Below are 23,985 nucleotides of genomic sequence, written 5' to 3'. Positions count from 1 at the left end.
GGGGTGCCGGGTGCCCGTCCAGAGGGCGGGGCGAAGTTGTTGATACAGATCGGATGTCTCCAGGTCTCACCTGCGTGGCCTTCGCGGGCCTTCCGGCAGCCGCCGGGCGGCCCCCGCCGTCGCCCGCACCGCCGCCCCGGTAACGCCCCCACAACGGCGGGACCGCCGTCCGCGCGGGCCCGGGCACGTAGGCTGGTGGCGCACGTGACGAGCAAGTGAGAGCAGCGCCGGATCGGGGCCGCACGGCCCCGCCGGCCGGAAGGAGGCGCCGGGTGATCGAGCTTGAGGGGGTACCCGAGCTGATCGATCCGGTCATGGTGGCGGCGTTCGAGGGCTGGAACGACGCCGGGGACGCAGCCTCCACCGCGGTGGCCCATCTGGACCGGGAGTTCAAGGGCGAGGTCTTCGCCGCGCTGGACGCCGAGGACTACTACGACTTCCAGGTCAACCGCCCCACCGTGTGGATGGAGGACGGCGTCCGGCGGATCACCTGGCCGACCACCCGGCTGTCGGTGGCCAGGGTCCAGTCCCCCAAGCCGCGCGACCTGGTCCTGATCCGCGGCATCGAACCCAGCATGCGCTGGCGGACGTTCTGCAACGAACTGCTGGGCTTCGCGCACGAGCTGGGCGTGGAAATGGTCGTGGTGCTGGGCGCGCTGCTCGGCGACACCCCGCACACCCGTCCCGTCCCGGTCACCGGCGTCACCTCGGACCCGGACCTGGCCACCGCGCTCGACCTGGAGGAGTCCCGGTACGAGGGCCCCACGGGCATCGTCGGCATCCTCCAGGAGGCCTGCACGCACGCCGGGGTGCCCGCCGTCAGCCTGTGGGCCGCGGTGCCGCACTACGTGTCCCAACCGCCCAACCCCAAAGCCACCCTTGCGCTGCTCAACCGCCTGGAGGACCTGCTGGACCTGCGTATCCCGCAGGGCGAGCTGCCCGAGGACGCGCGGGCCTGGCAGGTCGGGGTCGACCAGCTGGCCGCCGAGGACAGCGAGGTCGCCGAATACGTGCAGACGCTGGAGGAAGCGCGCGACACCGCGGAATTGCCGGAGGCGTCGGGCGAGGCCATCGCACGGGAATTCGAGCGCTATCTGAGACGCCGCGACCCGCAGCCCGGTGACTACGCGAGCGAAGGCGGCGACGGCGTCCCGCAATTCCGCGACCTCGGTCGGCCGCAGCGTTCGGAGGAGCCGCGAAACACCGAGGGGCAGGCGGGAAACGCGGAAGGGAAGAACGAGAACACCGGGGACCCGGACGACGGCACCGACGGCGACGGGGACGACTCCGGCGACGGCACCGGGGCCGACCCGGAGTAGCCCGCGGACCGCGACGGGCAACGGATCGTCAAGAGCCGGACACGCCGCGCCAAAGCGCGTACGTCCGGCACCTGCCACGCTGTGGGGGTCGGCCGCCGGACCCCGCGGCGCACGGACGGACCCCGTGCGCGGTACGGCCACCTGCATTTACGGAATGTTAGTTGCGCAGGGGAACTGTCGCCGGTTAGCATGTGATCCATCACGTTGGCATACCTTCCCCGGGGGGGGATCATGGTAATCGACGAATGTATGGACGACGTAGATTTCCGAATTCTGGCATTAATGCGTGAAGGGTTGTCCGACGCCACTATCGGGAGAAAACTCTCGCGCGGTCATCGGACCATCCAGCGGCGGATTTGCCACATGATGGACAGTCTCGGCGTCTCCGGCCGCTTCGCACTGGGATTGAAAGTCGCGGAACTCAACCTGCTGGCGGCCCGGGAACTGCCCGGGCATGCGGCCGACCTCGGCGGTACGGCCGCCGCGAGCACCTTCACGTAACAGACCCGGGCGCGGGGGGGCGTCCGAGCCGGGGGGGAATGGGGGGACCCCGGAGCAGGAAAGAGAGGGGCGGCACCGCACACCGGCGGTGCCGCCCCTCCTTCGCTTCCAGTGCTGTGACCGCCGGGCCCCCGCGGTCAGGGCCCGGCGGTCAGGACGCAGTCCCGACCGGCGTCAGAGCGCCACCCCGAGCAGCGCGTCCACCGCGCGCGAGACCAGGCCCGGCGCCCCGGTGTCGGTGCCGCCCGCCGCCTGCTGCCGCGCGGCCCAGGCGTCGACGGCGGCCAGCGCGGCCGGGGCGTCCAGGTCGTCCGCGAGCGCGGTACGGATCTCGTCCACCAGCGCCTCGGCGGACGGCCCGTCCGGCCGCGAGACCGCGGCGCGCCAGCGGTCCAGCCGCTCCTGCGCCTGCTCCAGCACCGCGTCCGTCCACTCCCAGTCGGAGCGGTAGTGGTGGGCGAGCAGCGCCAGCCGGATGGCGGCGGGGTCGACGCCCGCGCGCCGCAGCGCCGACACGAAGACCAGGTTGCCCTTGGACTTCGACATCTTCTCGCCGTTCAGCGCGACCATTCCGGCGTGCACGTACGCCTTGGCGTAGGGGTAGTCGCCGGTGAGCACCTGGGCGTGCGAGGCGCCCATCTCGTGGTGCGGGAAGACCAGGTCGGAGCCGCCGCCCTGGACGTCGAAGCCCATGCCGAGGTGCTCCAGGGCGATGGCGACGCACTCGATGTGCCAGCCGGGGCGCCCCGCGCCCAGCGACGCGCCGTCCCAGCTGGGCTCGCCCGGGCGGGCGGCCATCCACAGCATGGGGTCGAGCGGGTTCTTCTTGCCGGGGCGCTCCGGATCGCCGCCGCGTTCGGCGGACAGCGCGCGCATGACGGTGGCGTCGAAGCCGGAGACGGAGCCGAAGTGCGGGTCGCAGTCGACCGAGAAGTACGTGTCGCCGTCGAGGTCGTAGGCCGCGCCGGCCTCGCGCAGCCGCTCGATGAGCGGCACGATGCGCGGGATGGCCTCGACGGCGCCGATGTAGTGCGCAGGCGGCAGCATCCGCAGCGCGGTCATGTCCTCGCGGAAGAGCGCGGTCTCACGCTCGGCGAGCGCCGTCCAGTCGTCGCCGGTGGCGTTGGCGCGCTCCAGCAGCGGATCGTCGACGTCCGTGACGTTCTGCACGTACTGGACCTGGTGCTTCGTGTCGAGCCACACGCGCTGGACGAGGTCGAACGCGTTGTAGGTGGCCGCGTGCCCCAGGTGGGTGGCGTCGTACGGCGTGATGCCGCAGACGTAGAGGCGGGCGACCGGTCCGGGCTCGACGGCCACCAGGCCACCGGTCGCGGAGTCGTGGAGACGGAGTGCGCGTCCAGTGCCCGGGAGGGCAGGGACGTCGGAAGCGGGCCAGGCATGCATGAAATGAGATTAACCTTCCGCCCGCGGGCCGAACGAGCGGGAGCAGCACGTTTACCTGCGCGAGCAGCCGTTTCGGCCCCCGTGCGGCCCGCTCGCCCCAACGGTCACGGCCGCACGGGGGCTGCCGCCGGTCAGACCGGGGGCCACGGTATGGAGGGCCAGCCGCCCCCCGGCAAAGGGTGGATGCCGGTCTCCAGCAATCGCGCCACCCGGGCCCGCAGCGCGCCGATCTCGGCCGCGGTGATGAGCGGGCCCAGCCGTACGCCCAGCTCGCCGTCCAGCGCCGCCGTGAGGCCCTCCAGGGCCGCCACCGCCTCCGCGGGCAGCGGCTCGCCCGCCCAGCCCCACAGCAGGGTGCGCAGCTTGTCCTCGGTGTGGAAGGTGACACCGTGGTCGATGCCGTAGAGCTTTCCGTCCGGGGCGGGCAGCAGATGGCCGCCCTTGCGGTCGGCGTTGTTGATCACCGCGTCCAGCACCGCGAGGCGGCGCAGCCGGTCGTCGTCGGCGTGCACCAGCAGCGCGGTGCGGCCCTCGCCCACCTCGGCCTCGACCACGGCCTTCCAGCCCGGGGCCGGCTCGGTGTCCTCGGTGAGGGCCAGCAGCGCGGGCCCCCCACTGCCGCCGTCGTCGCCGCTGCCGTCGCCGTCCGCGTCACCGTCCGCCGCGGGGTCGATCCACAGCTGCACCATGCCCTCGCCGTACGGGCCGTCGCGCAGCACCGTGGGCGGCACCAGGCCCCAGCCGGTCGCCTCGGACACCAGGAAGGCGGCCACTTCGCGCTGCGCCAGCGTGCCGTCGGGGAAGTCCCACAGCGGGCGCTCCCCCGCGACCGGCTTGTAGACGCACGCGGCCGTCACGCCCTGGTGGGCGGCCTCGCAGTAGAGCACCGCGTTCGACGCGTCGCGGACCCGGCCGCGTACGGTCAGCTCCCCCTCCGACAGCAGGGTCAGCAGGGTCAGCGCCGCGGGGGCGGCGCTCAGGCCGACCTCCGGTACCCGTTCTGACGCGGGCATACGTGTCCTTCCGGATCCAGGGGCAGGCTGCACAGCGGGCACGGCGGGCGGCCCGCGGACACCACGTCCAGGGCGCGTTTGGCGAAGGAACGGGCCTGGGCGCCGGTGAGCAGCACCCGCAGCAGCGGCGGGCCGTTCTCCTCGTCCTGGAGCATCTGCTCCTCGGCCGCCTCGAGGTCCTCCTCGTCCTCGCCGCTCAGCTCGACCAGCGCCTGCGCCTCGATGACCATGCGGTCGTGCGCGCCGTCCCAGGCCAGGGCCATGGTCCCGACCCGGAACTCCTCCTCGACCGGCACGTCCAGCGGTGCGGTGTCGGACAGCTCGGTCGGCGCGACCGCGGGCACCGGGGCGTTGCCGCCGCTGCGCCGCACGACCTCGTCCAGCAGCTCGTCGATCCGCTCGGCGAGCGCGGCCACCTGGGTCTTCTCCAGGGCCACGCTGGTCGTCCTGCCCTTGGCCGTGGCCTGCAGGAAGAACGTACGCTGACCCGGCTGGCCGACCGTACCGGCCACGAAACGGTCCGGGTGCTCGTAGAAGAAGACCTGGCGGGGCACGTCCTGCTCCGTTTGCTCGGCTGTGGGGCGGTGAGGCGGTGACGCCGGATGGCTCCGACACCGCGGTGGGGCTGTGCCGCGGGGCGGCGGCGGTACGCGGCGGGTGCGGCACGGACGGCGTACGCGGTGGTGCTCACCGCGCACCCGCATCCGCCACCACCCTACTGCGGAAGCTGATCACGGGGCGCCCGTGGAGCCGCCGACCACCGCGTCGGCGGTGTTGCCGCCGGGCGGCGCGGGCGGCGGGGCGAGCGCCCCCAGGTCGCCGGTGTCGCCCAGGCGCAGCAGGAAGGGGCGGTGCGGGGTGTAGCGGATGGCGGTCACCGAGCACGGCTCGGTGCTGATCCGCTGGAAGAGGTCGAGGTGCATGCCGAGGGCGTCGGCGGCGAGCGACTTGATGATGTCGCCGTGCGAGCAGACCACGTACAGCGCGTCCGGGCCGTGCTCGGCCTCGATCCGCGCGTTCCAGTCGCGGACGGCGTCGACCGCGCGGGCCTGCATGGCGCGCAGCGACTCGCCCTCGGGGCCGGGGAAGACCGCGGCCGACGGGTGCCGTTGCACGGTCGTCCACAGGGGCTGGTCGGCCAGCTCGGCGAGCTTGCGGCCGGTCCAGTCGCCGTAGTGGCACTCACCGACCCGGTCGTCGGTGTGCAGCGGCAGCCCGGTGCTGGTCTCCAGCAGCGGACGCACCGTCTCCTGGCAGCGCTGCAGCGGGCTGCACACCACGGCGGTCAGCGGCAGCGCGGCGAGCCGTGCGGCGAGCGCGGTGGCCTGCGCCCTTCCGGTGTCGTCGAGGGCGACGCCCGGGGTCCAGCCGGCCAGCACACCCTGGGTGTTGGCGGTGGACCGGCCGTGCCGGACAAGGATCGCGGTAGGCATGTGCGCCACCGTAACCCTTTCCGGTGGCGTCCGTTGTGCTGGACGACGGCCGTGGCGGGGATGATCCCCCCGAGCCCCCACCACGGCCGCGGTTTTCGGCGCGCCTCCCGCAGGATTCGCCGGATCCGCCCGCTCCGGTATAGGTCCGGGTGTCCCGCCCCCTCGGTAAGGTGCAGCAGGGGTCGAGGGGGCCCCGGGAGCCGTATCGCGAAGCGGGTGGAGATGTTCAGCAAGGCGACGAGGAGCCGCCCGGCTGCCGGCGGGAGCCACACCGCCGGCACCGACTGGTCGCCGTACGGTCGGCTGGAGGACGCCGCCGGGGTCTACTTCCTGCACGCGGACGTCGCCATGGACGCCATCACGGGAGTGCTGGGCCGCCGCCGGGTGCGGGGCTTCACGCTGGAGCGGGTGGTGGACCTGACCGAGGCCGGGGCGTCGGTGTGGCAGGAGGCCGCGGTGTGCGACGGGCGGCGGCTCATCCTGTGGCACAGCGAGGAGCTGGCCGACGCCTCCGCGCCGGGCGGCACGGTGCTGGACTCGTCCGTGCAGGTGCTGCCGCTGGAGGCGATCGGGCACGTCGGGATGCGCACCCTGGTCGGCCGCGACGACCTCGGGCGGCGCGTGGACCGCGGGGTCTACCTGGTGCTGGCCACCGCGATGCCGCACGAGCTGAGCGCGGTCGCGGCCGATCCGGACTCGGCGCTGCCGGTGGCCTCGGCGAAATTCCGGCCCGAGGCCTTCCGCTTCAGCAAGTCGCTGGACGACGGCGGCGCGGGGCAGATAGCCCGGCTGATCGACTTCGGCCGGCTGCTCGGCCGGCTCGTACCGGGCTGATCGGCCGCCGCGTGCCGGCCCGGCGTCACGCCAGTCCGGCGCGCTCCAGGGCGGCGACGCCCGCCCGCAGCCCGGCGACCCTGTCCTCCAGTGTGAAGCCCGCGGGGGCGAGGGTCAGCGTCGTGACGCCCGCGTCGGCGTACGCCCGCATGCCGTCGGCGATCCGCTCGACCGGGCCGAGCAGGCACGTGGAGTCGATCAGCTGCTGCGGCACCGCAGCCGCGGCCCCGTCCTTGTCGCCGGCCAGGTACTTGTCCTGGATCTCGGCCGCCTCGCGCTCGTAGCCCATGCGCCGGGCGAGCTGGTTGTAGAAGTTCTGCTTGCGGCTGCCCATGCCGCCGACGTACAGCGCGGTGTACGGGCGGAAGACGTCGGCCAGCGCGGCCACGTCGTCGCCGACCGCGAGCGGCAGCGTCGGGCACACGTCGAAGCCGTCCAGCGTCAGCCCGGCCTTGGCGCGGCCGGCCCGGATGTGGCGCAGCGCGGTGTCCTCCAGATGCGCGGCGGACGGGAAGATCAGCAGGGCGCCGTCGGCGATCTCACCGGTCTGCTCCAGGTTCTTCGGGCCGATCGCGGCGATGTAGAGCGGGATGTGCTCGCGCTGCGGGTGCACGGTGAGCTTGATGGGCTTGCCCGGGCCGCCGGGCAGCGGCAGGGTCCAGTGCTCGCCCTCGTACGCCAGCCGCTCGCGGGCCATGGCCTTGCGGACGATCTCGACGTACTCGCGGGTGCGGGACAGCGGCTTGTCGAACTTGACGCCGTACCAGCCCTCGGAGACCTGCGGTCCCGACACCCCGAGGCCGAGGCGGAAGCGTCCGCCGGACAGCGAGTCCAGGGTCGCGGCGGTCATCGCCGTCATCGCCGGGGTGCGGGCCGGGATCTGGAAGATGGCCGAGCCGACGTCGATCCGCTCGGTCTGCGCCGCCACCCAGGACAGCACCGTCGGCCCGTCGGAGCCGTAGGCCTCGGCGGCCCAGCACACGGAGTAGCCGAGCCGGTCGGCCTCCTGGGCGACGGCGAGGTTGTCCGCGTCCATGCCGGCACCCCAGTAGCCGAGGTTGATCCCGAGCTTCATGGTTCTCCCTTGAGCTGGTCGGTGGCGCACGTGGTGGTACGTGGCCGTACCCGGTCGTACGCAGTCAGGCGTGGTCGTACGTGGTCGGTCGTACGTGCCGGTGCGGCGCCGAACGTTCGTACTGGTCGGTAACGTCGGTGCTCCACCGGACTGTAGCGCGCGCGGCCGCCACCGGACCTGTCAGGTACGTCACTGCCGCCCATTCGAGCGGTGCGGGCAGTAATCTCAGCGCCCATGGAGCAAAGGCACCTCGGCCGTACGGGTCTGCGCGTCTCCCGGCTCGGGCTCGGCACGCTCACCTGGGGCCGCACCAGCGGCGAACGCGACGCCGCCGACCAGCTCAAGGCCTTCTGGAGCGCCGGGGGTTCGCTGGTCGACACCGCCGACGTCTACGCGGACGGCGGGGCCGAGTACCTGCTCGGGCGGCTCATGGAGGACCTGGTGCCGCGCTCGGACCTGGTCATCGCGACCAAGGCGGGCAGCGTGCCCGACCCCGACCGCCGCTTCGACGCCTCCCGCGGCCACCTGCTGTCGGCCCTCGACGCCTCGCTGCAGCGTCTCGGCACGGATTACGTCGACCTGTGGCAGGTGCACGCCTTCGACCCCGGCACGCCGCTGGAGGAGACGCTCCAGGCCCTCGACATCGCCGTCAGCTCCGGCCGGGCCCGCTACGTCGGGGTCTCCAACTTCTGCGGGTGGCAGCTCGCCAAGGCCGCGGCCTGGCAGCTCGCGGGCCCCGGACGCACCCCGCTGGCCAGCACCCAGATGGAGTACTCGCTGCTCCAGCGGGGCGTCGAGCGCGAGGTGCTGCCCGCCGCGCTGGACCTGGGGCTCGGGCTGCTGCCCTCCTCACCGCTCGGCCGCGGTGTGCTCACCGGCAAGTACCGCGGGGGCGTCCCGCAGGACTCGCGCGGCGGCGACGAGGGCCTCGCCGCCTTCGTCGCCCCCTACCTCGACGACACCGCCCGGCTCATCGTGGACGCGCTGACCATAGCGGCCGACGGCCTGGCTGTCTCGCCGCTGCACGTCGCCCTGGCGTGGGTACGCGACCGGCCCGGCGTGGCCGCCCCGCTGCTCGGCGCGCGCAACGTGCAGCAGCTCACGGCGGCGTTGTCAGTGGAGGCGCTTACCCTTCCGGAAGAGATCAACCTGGCGCTCGACGACGTGTCGGCGCCGCTGCACCGCTATCCGGACCACGACTGGAGCACGCTCTGAACGCGCGTCACGCTCCCCCCACGGAGGCCGCAATGCCCCCCGCCGAACCCTCCGGCCTCGCCGACCTCGCGGCGGCGATCCGCTCCATCGAGCGCGGCGAGAACGCCGCGGCCCCCGCCCCGCGCGGCGACGCCGCCGCGGCCCGCCGCAGACGCCGCGAGGCGATGGCGGCGGAAGCGGCTGCCCTCCAGGCGGCGGAAGCGGCGGAGGCCGCGGGCGCGACTCCGGTGAGCCCGCAGGCCCCCGCTCCCGCGGAGGACGGCGCGGAGGGCTCCCCCTCCGAGGAGGACGGTGCGGCCACCTCCCCGGCGGGGACGGGGGAGGCTCCGGCGTCCGCGCCGGGGTCGGACGAGCCGGCCGCGGCGGCGGGCGCGCCGGGGGCCGACACGGAAAGCGCTGCTCCGGCGGACGCGGACGCCGGGGCGGCGGAGAACGGCGGCGGGTCCGGGCGCGCGGCGGAGGACGGCGCGGTCGGGCAGCACGCCGGTACGGGCCCTTCCGGGGGTGCGGACGCGACGCAGCAGGTGCCCGGCAGCGGCGACGGCTCGGCGCGTACGGACGCGGGCCACTCGCCGCAGTCGGCGGACCGGGATGCCGGGGCGCCCCGCCGCGCGGGTGCCGAAGCCCCGGCCCGCCCCGGGACGGCGGGCGGCGGGGGCGGGCAGCGTGCCCGTGGGCCGGTCGTGCCGCAGGCCGCCGTGGTCGATCCCGCGGCGGTCGAGGCCGCCGCGGGAGTGCTGGTGGAAGGCGGGGCGCCCGCTGAGTTGGCGGGCGGGGTCGTGCGGGTGCTCGGGGAGCGGGCGGCGCAGGAGCTGCGGGAGGATCCGTGGCTGCTGCTGGGGCTCGGCGGCGTGCGGGTCGAGCAGGCCGACGGCTTCGCGCGCGGGCTGCTCGGCGAGGCCTGCGGGCCGGGCGACGAGCGGCGGGCCCGCGCCCTGGTCGGCCGGGCGCTGGAGGACGCCGCGCTGCACGGCCACACCGCGCTGGCGCCCGCCGAGCTGCTCGCCGCCCTCGGGCGCTACGGGCTGCCGGAGCCGCAGGCCGCGGTCGCGACGGCGGTCGCCGAGGGCCAGCTGCTCGAATTCCGCGAGGGCGGCGACGAGGAGGAAGAGGAAGAGCAGGACGGGGCCGGAGAAGCGCCCGAGGTGCTCTTCGCCCTCGACCGCTACGCGATGGCCGAGGAGGCCCTCGGCGAGGGCTTCGTCCGGCTCCTGCGCTCCCTTGCGGACGACGGTGCGGCCTGGGCCGGGGCCCAGGCCCCGACGCCCTCGGCCGCCGAGCTGATCCGGGCCGCGGCAGGCAGCGGCCTCGTCGTGCACAGCGGCGGCGAGGCGGCGCGCGCCGAGCCCGCCGCGCTGGTCGCCGCCGCGCGGGCCGCGGGCCTGCGCGCGTACGCGGCCGCGTACTCCGGCAGCGGCCGCGCCCGGCTCGCGGCGGACACCGGCCCGGACGCGGCCGTGACGCTCGACGGGCTGCTGTCGGGCGCCGAGGGCCCGGGCCGCGCCGCCGACGGCAGCCTCGACCTGGACCTGCTGGCGGTGCTGGACGCCCCGCAGCTGTCGGTCGAGGAGGCCGCGACGCTCGTGGAGTCGCTGCCGGACGGCGCCCGCCTGGTGCTGAGCGGCGACCCGAACGCCCTGTGGTCGGCGGGCCCCGGCCGGGTCTTCGCCGACCTGCTGGCCTCCCGCGCCTGCCCGCGCGTGGTGTCCCGCACGCCGGACCCGGGGCCGATCGGCGAGCTGGTCTCGTGCGTCGGCATCGGCGAGCTGGCAGCCGTGGACGCGCCGGGCAAGGAGGTCGTGGTGGTGCCCGTGCACGACGGGCGCGAGGCCGTGCACCGTACGGTCCAGCTGGTCGCCGACTCGGTGCCGCGTGCCTTCGGCTTGTCCGGGCCGCAGGTCCAGGTGGTCACCACCGGCCACGGCGGACCGGTGGGCACTCGCGCCCTCAACGCCGCTCTCAAGGAACGGCTGAATCCCGGTCCCGGCCGCTTCGGCGGCTTCGACCCGGGCGACCGCGTCGTCTACGTGCCCGCGCCCGGCCGCGCGGAGCCGGGCACCGTGGCGGGCGCCGAGCCGGACGGGCTGCGGCTGGAGTGCGAGCGCGGCCCGGTCGTCGTCCCGCGGGCCGACGTGGCCGCGGCCGTGCGCCACGGCTGGGCCGTGACCGGCCACCAGGCGGCCGCGTCGCGCTGGCCCGCGGCCGTGGTCGTGATCCCCGGCGACGCGGGACCGCTGCTGACCCGCTCCTGGATCTACACGGCCTTCAGCCGCGGCGAGCGCCACCTGTCGGTGGTCCAGGGCGCCGAAGGCCGCCTGTCCCAGGCCGTGGCGGGTCCCCCGGCCGCCCCCCGCACGACCCGCCTCCCCGTGGTCCTGGCCGAGCTGGCGGCGGACGCCTGACCGCACGCGTACGGGGCCGCCCCCGGCGAGGGGGACGGCCCCGTACGGGCGAACGGGCAGGCGCCACGGCGACGCGGGCCCCACACGGCCGCCCGGCGCCCCGCCAGGGGCAGCAGCCGCGCCCCCGGGCAAAGGGCTCGGCGCCCCGCCTCCGGCGCCGCGCAGCGGCTAGTCCGGGTCGAGCGCGGCCAGCTCGTCGTCGTAGAAGGCGCTGATGTCGAAGCGGCAGATGACCATGTGCGGGTCGGCCTGGTCGAAGGGCGCTTCCAGCCACTCCCCCGGCTCGCCCTGCTCCGCCGCGGAGACCCACACCGCCGCGTCGCCCTCCTCCAGGCCGAAGTCCTTGTGGCGCTGGGCGATCTCGTCGGGCTCGTACTCCCCGAAGATCACCCCGAGGGCCGCGTTGACCGACGCGGTGGCCGATCCGTCGGTGGCCTCACTGGCATGTCTGGCCTGCGAGAAGAGCCGGTCGGGCGCCACGATCTGGTAGTCGCGGCGGATCAGCACGCTGATCGCCTCGGGCTCCTCGGGACCGTCGTAGTCGGCCATCGCGTTGCCGGTGGGCACTTCGAGCGGTGTGACCTCGTCGTAGACCTCGTACAGCAACTCGTCATACGACTCGGCCGCCGAGGCCAGCGCCTCGAACGCCTCGTGAACGGCGGGGTCGTCCTCGCCGCTGCGCTTCTCGACCGCGTCGAGATGCCGGTCGAGCGCGGCCTTGACCGCCTCGGCTGCGGCACGAACCTCGGCCGCCGTGGGCTGCACGTCATCAGACATGGAGCAGACGCTATCCGCACCGGGGCGTTGCTTGCACAATAGATGCGATGCCGGAATACGAATTCAGAGAGATGTACGTCCCGCGGGGGGTCTCCCGCAAGGACGCGACGCGCCTGTTGACGGACGAGGCGGAGTACGGGCACTGGGAGCTGGACCGGCTGCGCCTCTATCCCGACGGGAGCAGACGCGTACGGCTGCGGCGGCGCATCATCCGCCAGCTGCGGGCCACCTGGTGAGCGGCGCGGGCACGGCCGGGGCGGGCACGGCCGGCTGACGGGCCCCACGGACGCGGCACGCGCGGCGTCGGGCCCGGACCCGGGCGCGGGCCGCAAGCGCGCGGCCCGCACGGAGGGGCGCCGTCGGGCGCCCGTTCGCGTACGCGGCCGGGTCCGGACGCGTACGCGCTGACGTATCGGGGCCGTCTCAGCCGCGGGCGGCGCGGCGACCGCGGCGGTAGAGCAGCGCTCCCCCCAGGACGAGGGCCCCGGCGGCGAAGGCGCTGAAGGCCGCGCCGTCGGCACCGGTGTGCGCGAGGGTGGCCCCGGCGGGCGGCGTGGCGGGGGTGTCACCCGTCGGAGTGGCCGGCGTCGTCGGGGTGGCCGGCGTCGTCGGCGTCGCCGGCGTCGTCGGCGTCGCCGGGTTGCCCGGGGTGGTGGGCGTACCGGGCATGCCAGGGGTTCCGGGCGTACCGGGGTTTCCGGGCGTGCCCGGGTTGCCCGGTGTCCCAGGCGTGCCCGGCATACCGGGAGTCCCCGGGTTGCCCGGCGTACCCGGGGTGCTCGTGTCGCCCGGCGGGGTTGCGCCGTTCGCGCACTCGTTGCCGGAGGCCGGGTTCAGCAGGCCCACCACGTCCACGCTGTTGCCGCACACGTTCACCGGCACGTGCACCGGCGCCTGGACCGCGTTGCCGGAGCCGACGCCCGGAGAGTCGTGGGCGCCGCCGCGGGCGGTGGCGCCCGAGCCGGTCCGGCCGGTGCCGGGAGCGTGGGCGGAGGTGTTGGCGCACTTGTTGCCGAACACCGGGTTGAGCAGCCCGATCACGTTGACCGTGTTGCCGCACACGTTCACCGGCACGTGCACCGGTACCTGCACCGCGTTGCCCGACACCACGCCGGGCGACCCGGCGGCCGCACCGGCGGCGCCGGCGTCGGCGTACGCGAAGCCGCCGGTCGCGGCGATCACGCCGCTGGTGGCGACCACGGTGAGCAGGCCCTTGGTTGCGACCTGTCGCATTGCTGTTCTCCTCGTTCTACGTTCGCCCCCGCGCCGGCACACGCCGGCCCTGCGCGCATGCGCCATGGGGGCGGGGAATGCCGACCGGCCCCGGGGCGCGGGTGCGCGCCCGGGGCCGGTCCGGAGCCGGCGGCCGCGTCGGTGCGGCCGCCGCGGGTTCACTGGTTGACGCAGAAGTTGCCGATGGCAGGGTTGAGCACCCCGATGACACTGACCGTGTTGCCGCACACGTTCACGGGGACGTGCACCGGGATCTGGACGACGTTGCCGGAGAGCACACCGGGGGACTGCACCGCGGCGCCCTGGGCGCCGGAGTCGGCAACGGCCATGCCCGCACCCGCGAGCACCAGACCGCCGGTGGCAGCCGCGGCGGCGGCGACCTTCTTGATCATTCTCGTTCCTCCTCGTGGACGTGTGCGGCCCCAGCCTGCGGACCACATCGTCGTAACGACCTCGGGAGGAATAGAGCTACGAAAGGACCGGGCCCTTCACCCGTACCGGCTAAGGAGACCACCGGTACGGGAACACCCGGTCGACCGTTCAGCTGCGTTCGATCGGTTCCGCTCGATCCGGTCGGTTCAGCTCTGGTCGATGAAGCGGTCGAGCACGCGGACGCCGAAGCGCAGGCCGTCCACCGGCACGCGCTCGTCCACGCCGTGGAACATCCCGGCGAAGTCCAGCTCGGGGGGCAGCCGCAGCGGCGCGAAGCCGAAGCAGCGGATGCCCAGGTCGTCGAAGGACTTCGCGTCGGTGCCGCCGGAGAGCATGTACGGGACGGCGCGGGCGCCCGGGTCCTCGGCGACCAGTGCGCGCTGCATCGCGTCCACGAGGGCGCCGTCGAAGTCGGTCTCGACGGCCTTGTCGGAGTGCAGGCTCTCCCGCTTGACGCGCGGGCCGAGGATGCGGTCGAGGTCGGCGAGGAACTCCTCCTCGTGGCCGGGCAGGAAGCGCCCGTCGACGTGCGCGGTGGCCTGGCCGGGGATGACGTTGACCTTGTAGCCGGCGCCGAGCATGGTGGGCGCGGCGCTGTTGCGCAGGGTGGTGCCGATCATCTTGGCGATGCCGCCGAGCTTGGCGAGCGTCGCCTCCATGTCCTCCGGGTCCAGCTCGGTGCCGAGCGCGTCGGACAGCTCGTCGAGGAAGCCGCGGACGGACTTGGTGACACGCACCGGGAATTCGTGCCGGCCCAGCCGCGCCACGGCCTCGCACAGCTCGGTGATGGCGTTGTCCTTGTTGGTCATCGAGCCGTGCCCGGCGGTGCCGTCCACGGTGAGCCGCATCCAGTGCATGCCCTTCTCGGCGGTCTCGATGAGGTAGAGCCGCAGGTCGTCGTTGACGGTGAAGGAGAACCCGCCGACCTCGCCGATCGCCTCGGTCACGCCCTCGAAGAGGTCCGGGTGCTTGTCGACGAGGAAGCGCGCGCCGTACGTGCCGCCGGCCTCCTCGTCGGCGAGGAAGGCGAGGACGAGGTCGCGCGGGGGCTTGCGGCCGCTGCGCAGCCGGTCGCGGACGACGGCCAGCGTCATCGCGTCCATGTCCTTCATGTCGACCGCGCCGCGGCCCCACACGCACCCGTCGGCGATCTCGCCGGAGAAGGGGTGGTGGGTCCAGTCGTCAGCGTTGGCGGGGACGACGTCGGTGTGCCCGTGGATGAGCAGCCCGGGCCGCGAGCGGTCCTCGCCCTCGACGCGGGCCACGACCGAGGCGCGCCCCGGGTGCGACTCGAAGATCTGCGGTTCGAGGCCGACCTCGGCCAGTTTCTCCGCCACGTATTCGGCCGCGGCGCGCTCGCCGGGCCCGGAGTGGTCCCCGTAGTTGCTGCTGTCGATACGGATCAGCTCGCTGCACAGAGCCGCGACCTCGTCCTCGCCGCTCACCCGCCCGCCGCCCGCTGATGTCCCGCCGCCCGCACCGCCCGGCCGTGACTCGCTCACGATGCCTCCTCCTCGCCCTCACCCATCGCGGACCCGTCCGCCGCTCGCGCCGGACGCCTCCCCCATCCTGCCCCGCCACCCCGCACACCCCCAAGGCGCACCCGCCCCGACCGGCGTTCCCGCCCCCGGCGGGACGGTGATCGGCACCCCCCGATCTTTGCTATGGTTTACCCCGTCGCCACGGCCGGGAGGCCGTGACGTCACACCCGTCCGGGTGGCGGAATGGCAGACGCGCTAGCTTGAGGTGCTAGTGCCCTTTATCGGGCGTGGGGGTTCAAGTCCCCCCTCGGACACTGACGAAGGACCCCAGTCGATCTGGGGTCCTTCTGCTTTTCCCGTTCTTCCGCCGCTGCGCGCCGGGCGTGCCGTGCTCCGGCCCCGGGCTCCGCGGAAAAGCGGTCGCCCGGCGGGGTGGGGGCCGGAAGGATGCCGGGATGGACGAGGTCGCAGAGGTCAGGGCTCCCGAGGCGCGCGGGTTGCGGACGCCGTGGGAGGCGGTGCCGGCCGGGGTGCGGGCGGCGGTCGAGGGGCGGCTGGGGGCGCGGGTGGTGCGGGCGGCCACGCAGGGCGCCGGGTTCTCCCCGGGTGTCGCGGCGCGGCTGGTGCTCGCGGACGGGCGGCGGGCCTTCGTCAAGGCGGTGAGCGAGGCGCAGAACCCGGAGAGCCCTGGCATCCACCGGGACGAGGTGCGCATCGCCCGGAACCTTCCCGCCGGGGTCCCGGCGCCGCGGCTGCTCGCCGATCTGGACCTGGACGGCTGGGTGGTGCTGCTCTTCGAGGACGTCGAGGGGCGGCTGCCCGCGCAGCCGTGGGAGCCGGCCGAGCTGGACCTGGTGCTGGACGCCGTCCGCGGCCTGGCCGCGGCGCTGACGCCGAGCCCGGTCGCCGCGCCGCCGGTCGCGGAGAAGCAGGACGGTGCCTTCCGCGGCTGGCGGATCCTCGCCGCGGATCACGCCGCGGGCACCGACGACCTGGTGGGCCTCGACCCGTGGGCGGCGCGGAATCTGCCCGCGCTGGCGGAGCTGGAGTCCGGCTGGGCCGCGGGCGCGGCGGGCGGCACCCTCGCGCACGCCGACCTGCGGGCCGACAACCTGCTGCTCACCCCGGAGGGCCGGGTCGTGGTCGTGGACTGGCCCTGGGCCTGCCTGGCCGCGCCCTGGTACGACCTGCTGCTGATGCTGCCGAGCGTGCGGATGCAGGGCGGCCCGCCGCCGGAACGGCTCTTCGCGCGGCACGAGGTCGCCGCGGGCGCGGACCAGGACGCCGTCACCGCCGTGGTGGCCGCCTTCGCCGGCTTCCTGCTCGGCCACGCGCGCCGCCCGGCCCCGCCGGGGCTGCCGACCCTGCGGGCGTTCCAGGCCGCCCAGGGCCGGGAGGCGCTGGCGTGGCTGCGGGCCCGTCTGGGCGAATGAGCCCGCGCGGCCGGGGCGGGCGATGAGTTCCGCCGGGCCGTCCGGTCCACCCTTGCGTAACGGACCCGTGCGCAGCGCACCCGAGCAGAGGCGGACACCATGGCCGGCCGTATCTTCGTCAACCTCCCCGTGCAGGACCTCCCGAGGTCCATGGCCTTCTTCGAGGCGCTCGGCTTCGCCTTCGACCCGGACTTCACCGACGCGCGCGCCGCGTGCATGGTCGTCGGCGACGACAACCTGGTGATGCTGCTGACGGAGCCGTTCTTCACGTCGTTCACCGGCCGGCCCGTCCCTGACACCGGAGCGGTGACGGAGGTGATCGTGGCCGTGCAGCAGGACTCGCCCGACGACGTCGACCGGATCGGCGACGCGGCGCTGGCGGCGGGGGCGCGGCCGGCGAAGACCACCGAGGAGGCCAGCCCGATGCACACCCGCAGCTTCTACGACCCGGACGGCCACCACTGGGAGATCTTCTACATGGCCGCGACCCAGCCGTAGCCGGTACGGGGTACGGTCCCGGGCGGTCCCCTCAGCCCGGCGGCGGGCCGCTGCTCTCCCGTACGACCAGCTCGCTCGCGACCTCGACCCGCGTGGAGGCGGGGCGCCCGCCGCCGATCAGCTGGAGCACCATCCCGGCGGCCAGCGCCGCCATGTCGGCCAGCGGGGTGCGCACGGTGGTCAGCCGCGGGGTGACCCAGTCGGCGAAGGCCAGGTCGTCGAAGCCGACGACGCTCACGTCGTCCGGCACCCGCAGGCCCAGCGTCGCCGCGGCGCGGTAGGTGCTGAGCGCCTGCTGGTCGCTGCCCGCGAAGACGGCGGTGGGCCGGTCCGGCAGCCGCAGCAGGTCGAGGGCGTGCCGGTAGGCGGGCTCGTTCGTGAAGTCGCCGTAGCGGACCAGTTCCGGGTCGTACGGCAGCCCCGCCTCCTCCAGCGCCGAGCGGTAGCCGTCGACCCGGGCACGCGAGGCGAGCCGCTGCGGCGGGCCGCCGATGACCGCGATCCTGCGGTGGCCGAGGCCGACCAGGTGCCGGGTGGCGGCGAGCCCACCGGGCCAGTTGGTGGCGCCGACCCACGGCACGCCGGGCGGCGGCTCCTCGGCCGGGGAGATGAGTGCGAAGGGGATGCCGAGCCGGAGCAGCTCGCGGTGCTGCTGCTGGTCGAGTTCGGGGACGACCAGGATCGCGCCCAGGGTGCGGCGGGCGGCGAGCGAGTCGAGCCAGCGCCGGGCGGGGCTGCTGCCGCTGCCGTGCGCGGCGGACACGACCAGGCCCATGCCGACCGCGTCGAGCGCCTCCTCGGCGCCGCGGATGAGTTCGGCGGCCCAGGCGCCGTCGATCTCGTCGACGACGAAGTCGACGAGCCCGCCGGGTGCCAGCGCGGTGGCGGTGGGGCCGTTGCGGGCCGGGTAGCCGTGCTGGGCCAGCAGCCGCTGGACCTTGGCGCGGGTGCGGGCCGCGACGTCCGAGCGGTCGTGCAGGACCTTCGACACGGTGGACACCGACACGCCCGCCTCCGCGGCGATCACCGCGAGCGTCTTCCCCTCGGGGCGGGGGCGGTCGCCGGTGCCGGCCATGGCACTCCTCCTCTCCGCCGCCCGCGCGGGGCGGCCCCGCGAAAATATCCCGCCGGGCGCCCTCCCCGGGCCGCCGGGTCCGTACCCGCGCGCCCCGCCGCCCGCCCCGGCCTGCGCGGGGGCGGCGGCCCACGGCGCGCGCCGCCGCCGCACACCGGACACGACGCCCCATATCGTTGACGATGCGTCATTTGTCTGCCTATGGTCGGTCCCCGCCGATCCCGAGGAGCCCGCATGCCGAACGGCCCGTCCCGTCGCTCGCTGCTCACCGCCGCAGGACTGGGCGCCGCCGGGGCGCTCGGCGCCTCGGGAGGGACCGCCCGCGCCACCGGGACCGGCCACGGTCCCAGCCCCCGTCCCGGCACACGGCAGCTGACCTTCGCCTCGCCGCAGCTGACGCCGTACGTCGACGCGCTGCCGCTGCCGCCCGTGCTCACCGGCGACCGGACGCTGGCCATGGCCCCCGCGGCGCACCGCTTCCACCGCGACCTGGGCACGGCGCGGACGTGGTCGTACGGCGGGCTGCCGTACCTCGGCCCGACGATCGAGGCGCAGCGCGGCGTGCCGCTCTCGCTCACCTTCAGCAACGGCTTCCACGGGCACCTGTTCGCCGCCGACGTCGACCCCGCCCTCCAGGGGGCCTCCGAACTCGACCGCACGCAGCCGCGCACCTCCGTGCACCTGCACGGCGCCGTGACCCCGCCGGACGCGGACGGGCACCCCGAGAACGCGTTCCGGCCCGGCGGCAGCATGACCTACCGCCACCCGAACGACCAGCAGGCGGGCCACCTCTGGTACCACGACCACGCGATGGGCATCACCCGGCTCAACGCGGTGGCCGGGCTCGCCGGCCAGTACATGCTGCGCGACGCGTACGACACCGGCGCCGCCGGCAACCCCCTCGGGCTGCCCGGCGGCGAGTTCGAGGTGCCGCTCACGCTCGCCGACCGGCGCTTCGCCGAGGACGGCTCGCTCGTCTTCCGCACCGCCCGCGCGGTGCCGCAGGGGCACTGGGAGGGCGGGATGTTCGGCGACACGATGACCGTCAACGGCGTGGTGTCGCCGTATCTGGAGGTCGCCCGCGGCTTCTACCGGCTGCGGGTGCTCAACGCGTCCAACGCCCGCGGCTACCGGCTCTTCTTCTCCGACCGGATGCCGTTCTGGGTGGTCGGCGCGGACGGCGCTCTGCTGGACGCGCCGGCCCGCACCACGTCCGTCCGCATCGCCCCCGGCGAACGCCTGGACCTGGTCGTGGACTTCGGCTCGCTCGCGGCGGGCGAGCACGTCGACCTGACCAACGACCAGCAGGAGTCGCCCGAGGTGGTGGCGGCGACGGGGGTCGCCCCGACCGCCGACATCATGCGCTTCACCGGCACCGGGGTGGGCGGCTTCCGCACTCCCCCGCCCGACCGGCTGCGCGGCGGGGCCGGGCTGCCCGCCCCGCTGCCGGCGCCGCCGCAGCCCACCGCCGCGCGCCGGATCATCACCCTCACCCCGGCCCGCGTCCCCGGCTACCCGCCGGCCGGGATGACGATGGACAACCTGCTGTACGGCCAGGGGCCGGTCACCGCCCCGCGGCAGGGCACGACCGAGGTGTGGGAGTTCGTCAACGTCTCCCCGCAGGCCCACCCGATGCACCTGCACCTGGTGCACACGCGCGTCCTGGACCGGCAGCGCCTCGACATCGAGTCCTACGTCCGCGCCAACCCCCGCCCGCCCGCGGGCACCCCCTGGCGCCCCTCCCCCGACGCCTACCTCCTCGGCACCGCCCAGCCCCCGTCCCCCTGGGAGACGGGCCTGAAGGACACCGTCGCCTGCCCGCCCGCCACCGTCACCCGCGTCCTGGTCCGCTTCCCCGACGCCGCCGAACTCGGCTTCGACCCCGACGCCGCCTTCACCGCCCTGGACGGCACGAGCCTGCAGGGCTACGTGTGGCACTGCCACATCCTCGACCACGAGGACGACTGCATGATGGCCCGCTACCGGCTGACCGTCTGACGCCGCCTCTAAACTCGCCGGAGGACGGGACCGGGCACGGGGGTGGTGGCGATGGCAGGCGGTGTGGTCGCGGTCGTGGTCGACGCGGTGGACGCGGAGGGGCTCGCGCGGTTCTGGGCCGCGGCGCTGGAGTGGCCCGCGGGGCCCGGCGCGGTGGTGCGGCCGCCCGGCGGCGGGGTCGAGCTGCGGTTCGCGGGCGGGGCGGGGGCCAAGGGCGGGAAGAACCGGCTGCATCTTGACCTCGCCGGGGGCGGCCGCCAGGAGGCGACGGTGCGGCGGCTGCTGGGGCTCGGGGCGGTACGGGCCGACATCGGGCAGGGCGACGTGCCGTGGGAGGTGCTCGCCGACCCCGAGGGCAACGAGCTGTGCGTGCTGCCCGAGCACCGCGGGGCGCCGGGGGCGGCGCTCGCGCAGATATGCCTGGACGCCGCCGACGCGGAGGCGCAGGGCCGCTTCTGGTCCGCCGCGACCGGCTGGGCGGTCACCGGGCGCGGGGAGTGGGGCGTGTGCCTGCGGGATCCGGCGGGCGCCGGGCCCGCCCTCGTGATGGGCCCGCCCGCGGCGCCGAAGTCCGGCCGCAACCGGCTCCGGCTGCGCCTCGCCGCCGCCCCGCCCGGCCACGCGGGGGCCCTGGCCGACCCCGAGGGCAACGAGTTCGAGGTCGGCGGCTGGTGCTGTGACCGGGAGGGTTTGCCGGGAGCTTGCGGCGTCCGGTGCGGTGCATCGCAAGGCGCCGGATCGGCCTCGTAGTGGGCCTGCTCGGTCGATGCGGCAACGCAGCGAGGTGCCGTGCCGGGCGACGCAAGACGGTGAACCCTCCCGGTCACAGCACTAGCGGCGCCGGTCACCAGGCGGCGGGGGCGTAGTCCTTCAGGAAGCAGCCGTAGAGGTCCTCGCCCAGCTCGCCGCGCACGATCGGGTCGTAGACGCGGGCCGCGCCGTCGACCAGGTCCAGGGGGGCGTGGAAGCCCTCCGCGGCGAGGCGGACCTTGTCGGGGTGCGGCCGCTCGTCGGTGATCCAGCCGGTGTCGACGGCGGTCATGAGGATGCCGTCCTTCTCCAGCATCTCCTTCGCGCTGGTGCGCGTGAGCATGTTGAGGGCGGCCTTGGCCATGTTGGTGTGCGGGTGGCCGGCGCCCTTGTAGCCCCGGGAGAACTGGCCCTCCATCGCGGAGACGTTGACCACGTACTTGCGCCGGGCCGCCGCCGCGGCCATCGCCGGGCGCAGGCGGCTCACGAGGATGAAGGGCGCGGTGACGTTGCAGAGCTGGACTTCCAGCAGCTCCACCGGGTCGACCTCGCCCACCGTCTGCACCCAGGTGTTCGTGGGGTCGAGATCGGGGACGAGGCCGCCCGCGTCGATCGCGGTGCCTGCCTCGATGCGGGCGAGCGACGCGGAGCCGCTGACCAGCGCGAGGCCCGTGACGTCGTCGGCGGTGAGCCCGCGGCCGCCGCGCGGGGCGGGCAGGGCGGCTGCGGTGCGCGCGCCGCTGCCGAAGGCGCCGAAGACCTCGGTGCCGGGCAGCTCCCCCGCGGGCAGCGGCGCGGACTCGGCGGTCACGAGCTCGCGGTAGGCCGCGGCGGAGCGGCGTACGGTCTGGGCGGCGTTGTTGACGAGGATGTCCAGCGGGCCTTCCGCGGCCACCGAGTCGGCGAGCGCGACGACCTGGGCCGGGTCGCGCAGGTCGATACCGACGATCTTGAGCCGGTGTATCCACTGGTCGCTGTCCGGCATCGCCTTGAAGCGGCGGACGGCGTCCCGCGGGAAGCGCGTGGTGACGGTCGTGTGCGCGCCGTCCCGCAGCAGCCGCAGCGCGATGTACATCCCGATCTTGGCGCGCCCGCCGGTGAGCAGGGCGCGGCGGCCGGTGAGGTCGGTGCGCGCGTCGCGGCGCGCCCGGTTCTCGGCGGCGCAGGGCGGGCACAGCTGGTGGTAGAAGGCGTCGACCTCGGTGTAGCGGGTCTTGCAGACGTAGCAGGACCGGGGGCGTTCCAGGATGCCGGCGATCTCGGTGCTGACCGAGGGGGCGAGCTGGATGCCGAGCGTCTCGTCGTCGATGCGGTCGGCGGCGCCGGTGGCGGTGGCCTCGGTGACACGCTTGTCGTTCTCGGTCTTGGCGGCCCGGCGCTCCTGGCGCCGGCGCTGCTTGACCGTGCGGTAGATCCCGGCGGTGGCGCGGCGCACCGCGATCGCGTCGGGGTGGTCGACGGGCAGCCCGTCGAGCTCGGCGAGCACCGCGAGGCAGACCTCCATGCGGGCCGGGTCGATGCCGGGGACGCCGGTACCGGAGCTGCCGGAAACGTCCGTACCGGGGGCGTCGCCGCCGGGGACGCCGGCGCCGGGGACGCGGGATCCCGCGGCCCGCTCGGGCGGGGTCGGCTCCTCGTGCCCGGGGTCGTGAAGGTCCTGCGTGGTCGCCGTCATGCCGCTGCCGCTCTCCGTGTCCGCGCCGGTCCCGCCGGCCCCGTGCCGCCGGGGTACGCCTCCCGGGTCATCGGACCGACTTTACGTTTGACCTGCGGGCAGCTCCAAACCCGGCGGCGGGCCCGGCGGTAGCCTCGGGGCGTTGCCGCCGCCCCGCGCTGGAGGTCCGTTGAACGCCCCGAACCCGCTGTCCGTACCGCTCGACGATCCGTTCGGGCCGCACAACCTGCCCTACGGGGTGTATTCGACCGCCGCGGATCCGGCGCCCCGCATCGGGGTGCGCTACGGCGGGCACGTGCTGGACGCGGGCGCCGCGGCCCGGGCGGCCGGCGCGCCCGGGCAGATCGTGTCGCTGCTGTCGGCGCCGGTGCTGAACCCGCTGCTGGCCGCCGGACGGCCGGTGTGGACGCGGGTGCGGGCGGCGGTCGCGGAGTGGCTGACGGCGCCGGAGCACGCGGCCGCGGTCGCGCCGCTGCTGGTGCCGCTCGCGCAGGCGCTGCCGCACCTGCCCTTCGAGGTCGCCGACTACGTCGACTTCTACGCCTCCGAGCACCACGCCGCGAACGTCGGCCGGATCTTCCGCCCGGACGCCGCCGACCCCCTCACCGCGAACTGGAAGCACCTGCCGATCGGCTACCACGGCCGAGCGGGCACCGTCGTGGTGTCGGGCTCGCCCGTGCTGCGCCCGTGCGGGCAGCGCAGGGCCGCGGGTGAGGCGGCTCCGTCGTACGGGCCGTCGCTGCGGCTGGACGTGGAGGTGGAGCTGGGCTTCGTGGTGGGCGGTGCGTCGCCGCGCGGCCGCCGGGTCGCGATGGCCGAGGCGGACGAGCACGTCTTCGGCGTGTGCCTGCTCAACGACTGGTCGGCCCGCGACATCCAGGCGTGGGAGTACGTGCCGCTGGGCCCCTTCCTCGGGAAGTCCTTCGCGACCTCCGTCTCCCCCTGGGTGGTGCCGCTGGAGGCGCTGGCCCACGCACGTACGGCACCGCCGCCGAGGGACACGCCGCTGCTGCCGTACCTGGACGACGCGGGTGTGCTGCCGCCGTGCGGCCTGGACATCGCGATGGAGCTGCGGCTGAACGGCCACACCGTCTCCCGGCCGCCCTTCGCGTCGATGTACTGGACGTACGCGCAGATGCTGGCGCACCTGACGGTGAACGGCGCGAGCCTGCGCCCCGGCGACCTCTTCGCGTCAGGCACGGTCAGCGGGCCGCGGCCGGAGCAGGTCGGCGCGCTGATCGAGCTGACGCACGGCGGGGCGCGCCCGGTGGAACTGCCGGACGGCTCCCGGCGGGCCTTCCTGGAGGACGGCGACGAGGTCGTCATCACGGCGGCGGCCGTGGGCCCCGGCGGTGTCCCGGTGGGCCTCGGCGAGGTCGCGGGGCGGATCGAGCCGGCGCGCTGAAGCCCGCGCGCCGGGTGGGACCGTGCGGTCCG

The 23,985-nt window shown here is 75.1% G+C and carries 22 protein-coding genes and 1 tRNA gene; 12 read left to right on the top strand and 11 right to left on the bottom strand.

Annotated features, from left to right (window positions below; all coding sequences use genetic code 11):
• Positions 1–272: 272 nt before the first annotated feature.
• Together IH54_RS0110140 and IH54_RS45445 are read left to right on the top strand one after the other, a co-directional pair.
• Positions 273–1,319, top strand: coding sequence for a PAC2 family protein (locus IH54_RS0110140; protein WP_078862075.1), 1,047 nt, complete (start codon positions 273–275; stop codon positions 1,317–1,319).
• Between the two features lie 231 nt (positions 1,320–1,550).
• Entirely contained in the window at positions 1,551–1,820 is a 270-nt protein-coding gene (locus tag IH54_RS45445; RefSeq protein WP_159011770.1) for a DNA-binding response regulator, read from the top strand.
• A gap of 174 nt (positions 1,821–1,994) precedes the next feature.
• Here IH54_RS45445 and mshC read toward each other — a convergent pair whose 3' ends face one another.
• The 4 genes from mshC to IH54_RS0110115 all read right to left on the bottom strand — a co-directional run bounded on the left by mshC (position 1,995) and on the right by IH54_RS0110115 (position 5,670).
• The gene (gene mshC / locus IH54_RS0110130) at positions 1,995–3,224 is read right to left on the bottom strand and encodes a cysteine--1-D-myo-inosityl 2-amino-2-deoxy-alpha-D-glucopyranoside ligase (RefSeq protein ID WP_031515050.1); all 1,230 of its coding nucleotides are present in this window, start codon (positions 3,222–3,224) and stop codon (positions 1,995–1,997) included.
• A gap of 131 nt (positions 3,225–3,355) precedes the next feature.
• The gene (locus IH54_RS0110125; protein ID WP_031515048.1) at positions 3,356–4,237 is read right to left on the bottom strand and encodes an SCO1664 family protein; all 882 of its coding nucleotides are present in this window, start codon (positions 4,235–4,237) and stop codon (positions 3,356–3,358) included.
• Positions 4,201–4,791: a DUF3090 domain-containing protein gene (locus IH54_RS0110120; RefSeq protein WP_031515046.1), complete on the bottom strand. Its 591-nt coding sequence runs from the start codon at positions 4,789–4,791 to the stop codon at positions 4,201–4,203. The genes IH54_RS0110125 and IH54_RS0110120 overlap by 37 nt, the downstream gene beginning before the upstream one ends.
• A 177-nt stretch (positions 4,792–4,968) precedes the next feature.
• Positions 4,969–5,670, bottom strand: coding sequence for a histidine phosphatase family protein (locus IH54_RS0110115; RefSeq protein ID WP_031515044.1), 702 nt, complete (start codon positions 5,668–5,670; stop codon positions 4,969–4,971).
• Positions 5,671–5,892: 222 nt separating this feature from the next.
• Here IH54_RS0110115 and IH54_RS0110110 point away from each other — a divergent pair, with 222 nt between their 5' ends.
• Positions 5,893–6,504 carry a hypothetical protein gene (locus IH54_RS0110110; protein ID WP_043180465.1) on the top strand — a complete coding sequence of 204 codons (612 nt, stop codon included), beginning with the start codon at positions 5,893–5,895 and terminating at the stop codon, positions 6,502–6,504.
• A 25-nt stretch (positions 6,505–6,529) separates the two neighbouring features.
• Here IH54_RS0110110 and IH54_RS0110105 read toward each other — a convergent pair whose 3' ends face one another.
• Positions 6,530–7,579 (bottom strand): LLM class F420-dependent oxidoreductase, encoded by a 1,050-nt coding sequence (locus IH54_RS0110105; protein WP_031515040.1) that lies wholly within the window; start codon positions 7,577–7,579, stop codon positions 6,530–6,532.
• A gap of 234 nt (positions 7,580–7,813) precedes the next feature.
• Between IH54_RS0110105 and IH54_RS0110100 the strand changes: the two genes are divergently transcribed.
• Both IH54_RS0110100 and IH54_RS0110095 read left to right on the top strand, forming a co-directional pair.
• Positions 7,814–8,794, top strand: coding sequence for an aldo/keto reductase (locus IH54_RS0110100; protein WP_031515038.1), 981 nt, complete (start codon positions 7,814–7,816; stop codon positions 8,792–8,794).
• Positions 8,795–8,826: 32 nt separating this feature from the next.
• Positions 8,827–11,196, top strand: a complete 2,370-nt coding sequence (locus IH54_RS0110095; protein WP_078862074.1) for a helix-hairpin-helix domain-containing protein — start codon at positions 8,827–8,829, stop codon at positions 11,194–11,196.
• 168 nt (positions 11,197–11,364) lie between these two features.
• Here the strand turns inward: IH54_RS0110095 and IH54_RS0110090 are convergent, their stop codons facing one another.
• Positions 11,365–11,973 carry a hypothetical protein gene (locus IH54_RS0110090; protein ID WP_031515034.1) on the bottom strand — a complete coding sequence of 203 codons (609 nt, stop codon included), beginning with the start codon at positions 11,971–11,973 and terminating at the stop codon, positions 11,365–11,367.
• Between the two features lie 47 nt (positions 11,974–12,020).
• Between IH54_RS0110090 and IH54_RS0110085 the strand changes: the two genes are divergently transcribed.
• Positions 12,021–12,209 carry a DUF5703 family protein gene (locus tag IH54_RS0110085; protein ID WP_031515032.1) on the top strand — a complete coding sequence of 63 codons (189 nt, stop codon included), beginning with the start codon at positions 12,021–12,023 and terminating at the stop codon, positions 12,207–12,209.
• A gap of 187 nt (positions 12,210–12,396) precedes the next feature.
• Here IH54_RS0110085 and IH54_RS47900 read toward each other — a convergent pair whose 3' ends face one another.
• From IH54_RS47900 to IH54_RS0110070, 3 genes are all read right to left on the bottom strand, one after another.
• Positions 12,397–13,206 (bottom strand): chaplin, encoded by an 810-nt coding sequence (locus tag IH54_RS47900; protein WP_031515030.1) that lies wholly within the window; start codon positions 13,204–13,206, stop codon positions 12,397–12,399.
• A gap of 158 nt (positions 13,207–13,364) precedes the next feature.
• Positions 13,365–13,598 (bottom strand): chaplin ChpH, encoded by a 234-nt coding sequence (chpH, locus tag IH54_RS0110075; RefSeq protein ID WP_031515028.1) that lies wholly within the window; start codon positions 13,596–13,598, stop codon positions 13,365–13,367.
• A 186-nt stretch (positions 13,599–13,784) separates the two neighbouring features.
• Positions 13,785–15,140: a M20/M25/M40 family metallo-hydrolase gene (locus tag IH54_RS0110070; protein ID WP_031515026.1), complete on the bottom strand. Its 1,356-nt coding sequence runs from the start codon at positions 15,138–15,140 to the stop codon at positions 13,785–13,787.
• A 208-nt stretch (positions 15,141–15,348) separates the two neighbouring features.
• Between IH54_RS0110070 and IH54_RS0110065 the strand changes: the two genes are divergently transcribed.
• The 3 genes from IH54_RS0110065 to IH54_RS0110055 all read left to right on the top strand — a co-directional run bounded on the left by IH54_RS0110065 (position 15,349) and on the right by IH54_RS0110055 (position 17,050).
• Positions 15,349–15,433 (top strand) — tRNA-Leu (locus IH54_RS0110065).
• Between the two features lie 141 nt (positions 15,434–15,574).
• The gene (locus IH54_RS0110060; protein WP_031515024.1) at positions 15,575–16,552 is read left to right on the top strand and encodes a phosphotransferase; all 978 of its coding nucleotides are present in this window, start codon (positions 15,575–15,577) and stop codon (positions 16,550–16,552) included.
• A gap of 99 nt (positions 16,553–16,651) precedes the next feature.
• The gene (locus IH54_RS0110055) at positions 16,652–17,050 is read left to right on the top strand and encodes a VOC family protein (protein WP_031515022.1); all 399 of its coding nucleotides are present in this window, start codon (positions 16,652–16,654) and stop codon (positions 17,048–17,050) included.
• Between the two features lie 31 nt (positions 17,051–17,081).
• Here IH54_RS0110055 and IH54_RS0110050 read toward each other — a convergent pair whose 3' ends face one another.
• The gene (locus IH54_RS0110050) at positions 17,082–18,125 is read right to left on the bottom strand and encodes a LacI family DNA-binding transcriptional regulator (RefSeq protein WP_052397271.1); all 1,044 of its coding nucleotides are present in this window, start codon (positions 18,123–18,125) and stop codon (positions 17,082–17,084) included.
• A 234-nt stretch (positions 18,126–18,359) separates the two neighbouring features.
• Between IH54_RS0110050 and IH54_RS0110045 the strand changes: the two genes are divergently transcribed.
• Together IH54_RS0110045 and IH54_RS39580 are read left to right on the top strand one after the other, a co-directional pair.
• Positions 18,360–20,123: a multicopper oxidase family protein gene (locus tag IH54_RS0110045; RefSeq protein ID WP_052397270.1), complete on the top strand. Its 1,764-nt coding sequence runs from the start codon at positions 18,360–18,362 to the stop codon at positions 20,121–20,123.
• A 51-nt stretch (positions 20,124–20,174) separates the two neighbouring features.
• Positions 20,175–20,873, top strand: coding sequence for a VOC family protein (locus IH54_RS39580; RefSeq protein ID WP_159011769.1), 699 nt, complete (start codon positions 20,175–20,177; stop codon positions 20,871–20,873).
• Between the two features lie 94 nt (positions 20,874–20,967).
• Here IH54_RS39580 and IH54_RS0110035 read toward each other — a convergent pair whose 3' ends face one another.
• Positions 20,968–22,377: an SDR family NAD(P)-dependent oxidoreductase gene (locus tag IH54_RS0110035; protein WP_043180458.1), complete on the bottom strand. Its 1,410-nt coding sequence runs from the start codon at positions 22,375–22,377 to the stop codon at positions 20,968–20,970.
• 340 nt (positions 22,378–22,717) lie between these two features.
• Here IH54_RS0110035 and fahA point away from each other — a divergent pair, with 340 nt between their 5' ends.
• Positions 22,718–23,953: a fumarylacetoacetase gene (gene fahA / locus IH54_RS0110030; RefSeq protein WP_052397268.1), complete on the top strand. Its 1,236-nt coding sequence runs from the start codon at positions 22,718–22,720 to the stop codon at positions 23,951–23,953.
• Positions 23,954–23,985: the final 32 nt, after the last annotated feature.

This window comes from Streptomyces sp. NRRL F-5123 (assembly GCF_000721495.1).
Lineage (GTDB): Bacteria > Actinomycetota > Actinomycetes > Streptomycetales > Streptomycetaceae > Actinacidiphila.
Note: the sequence above shows the minus strand (reverse complement) of the source record. Positions and strands in the feature narration are given on the sequence as shown.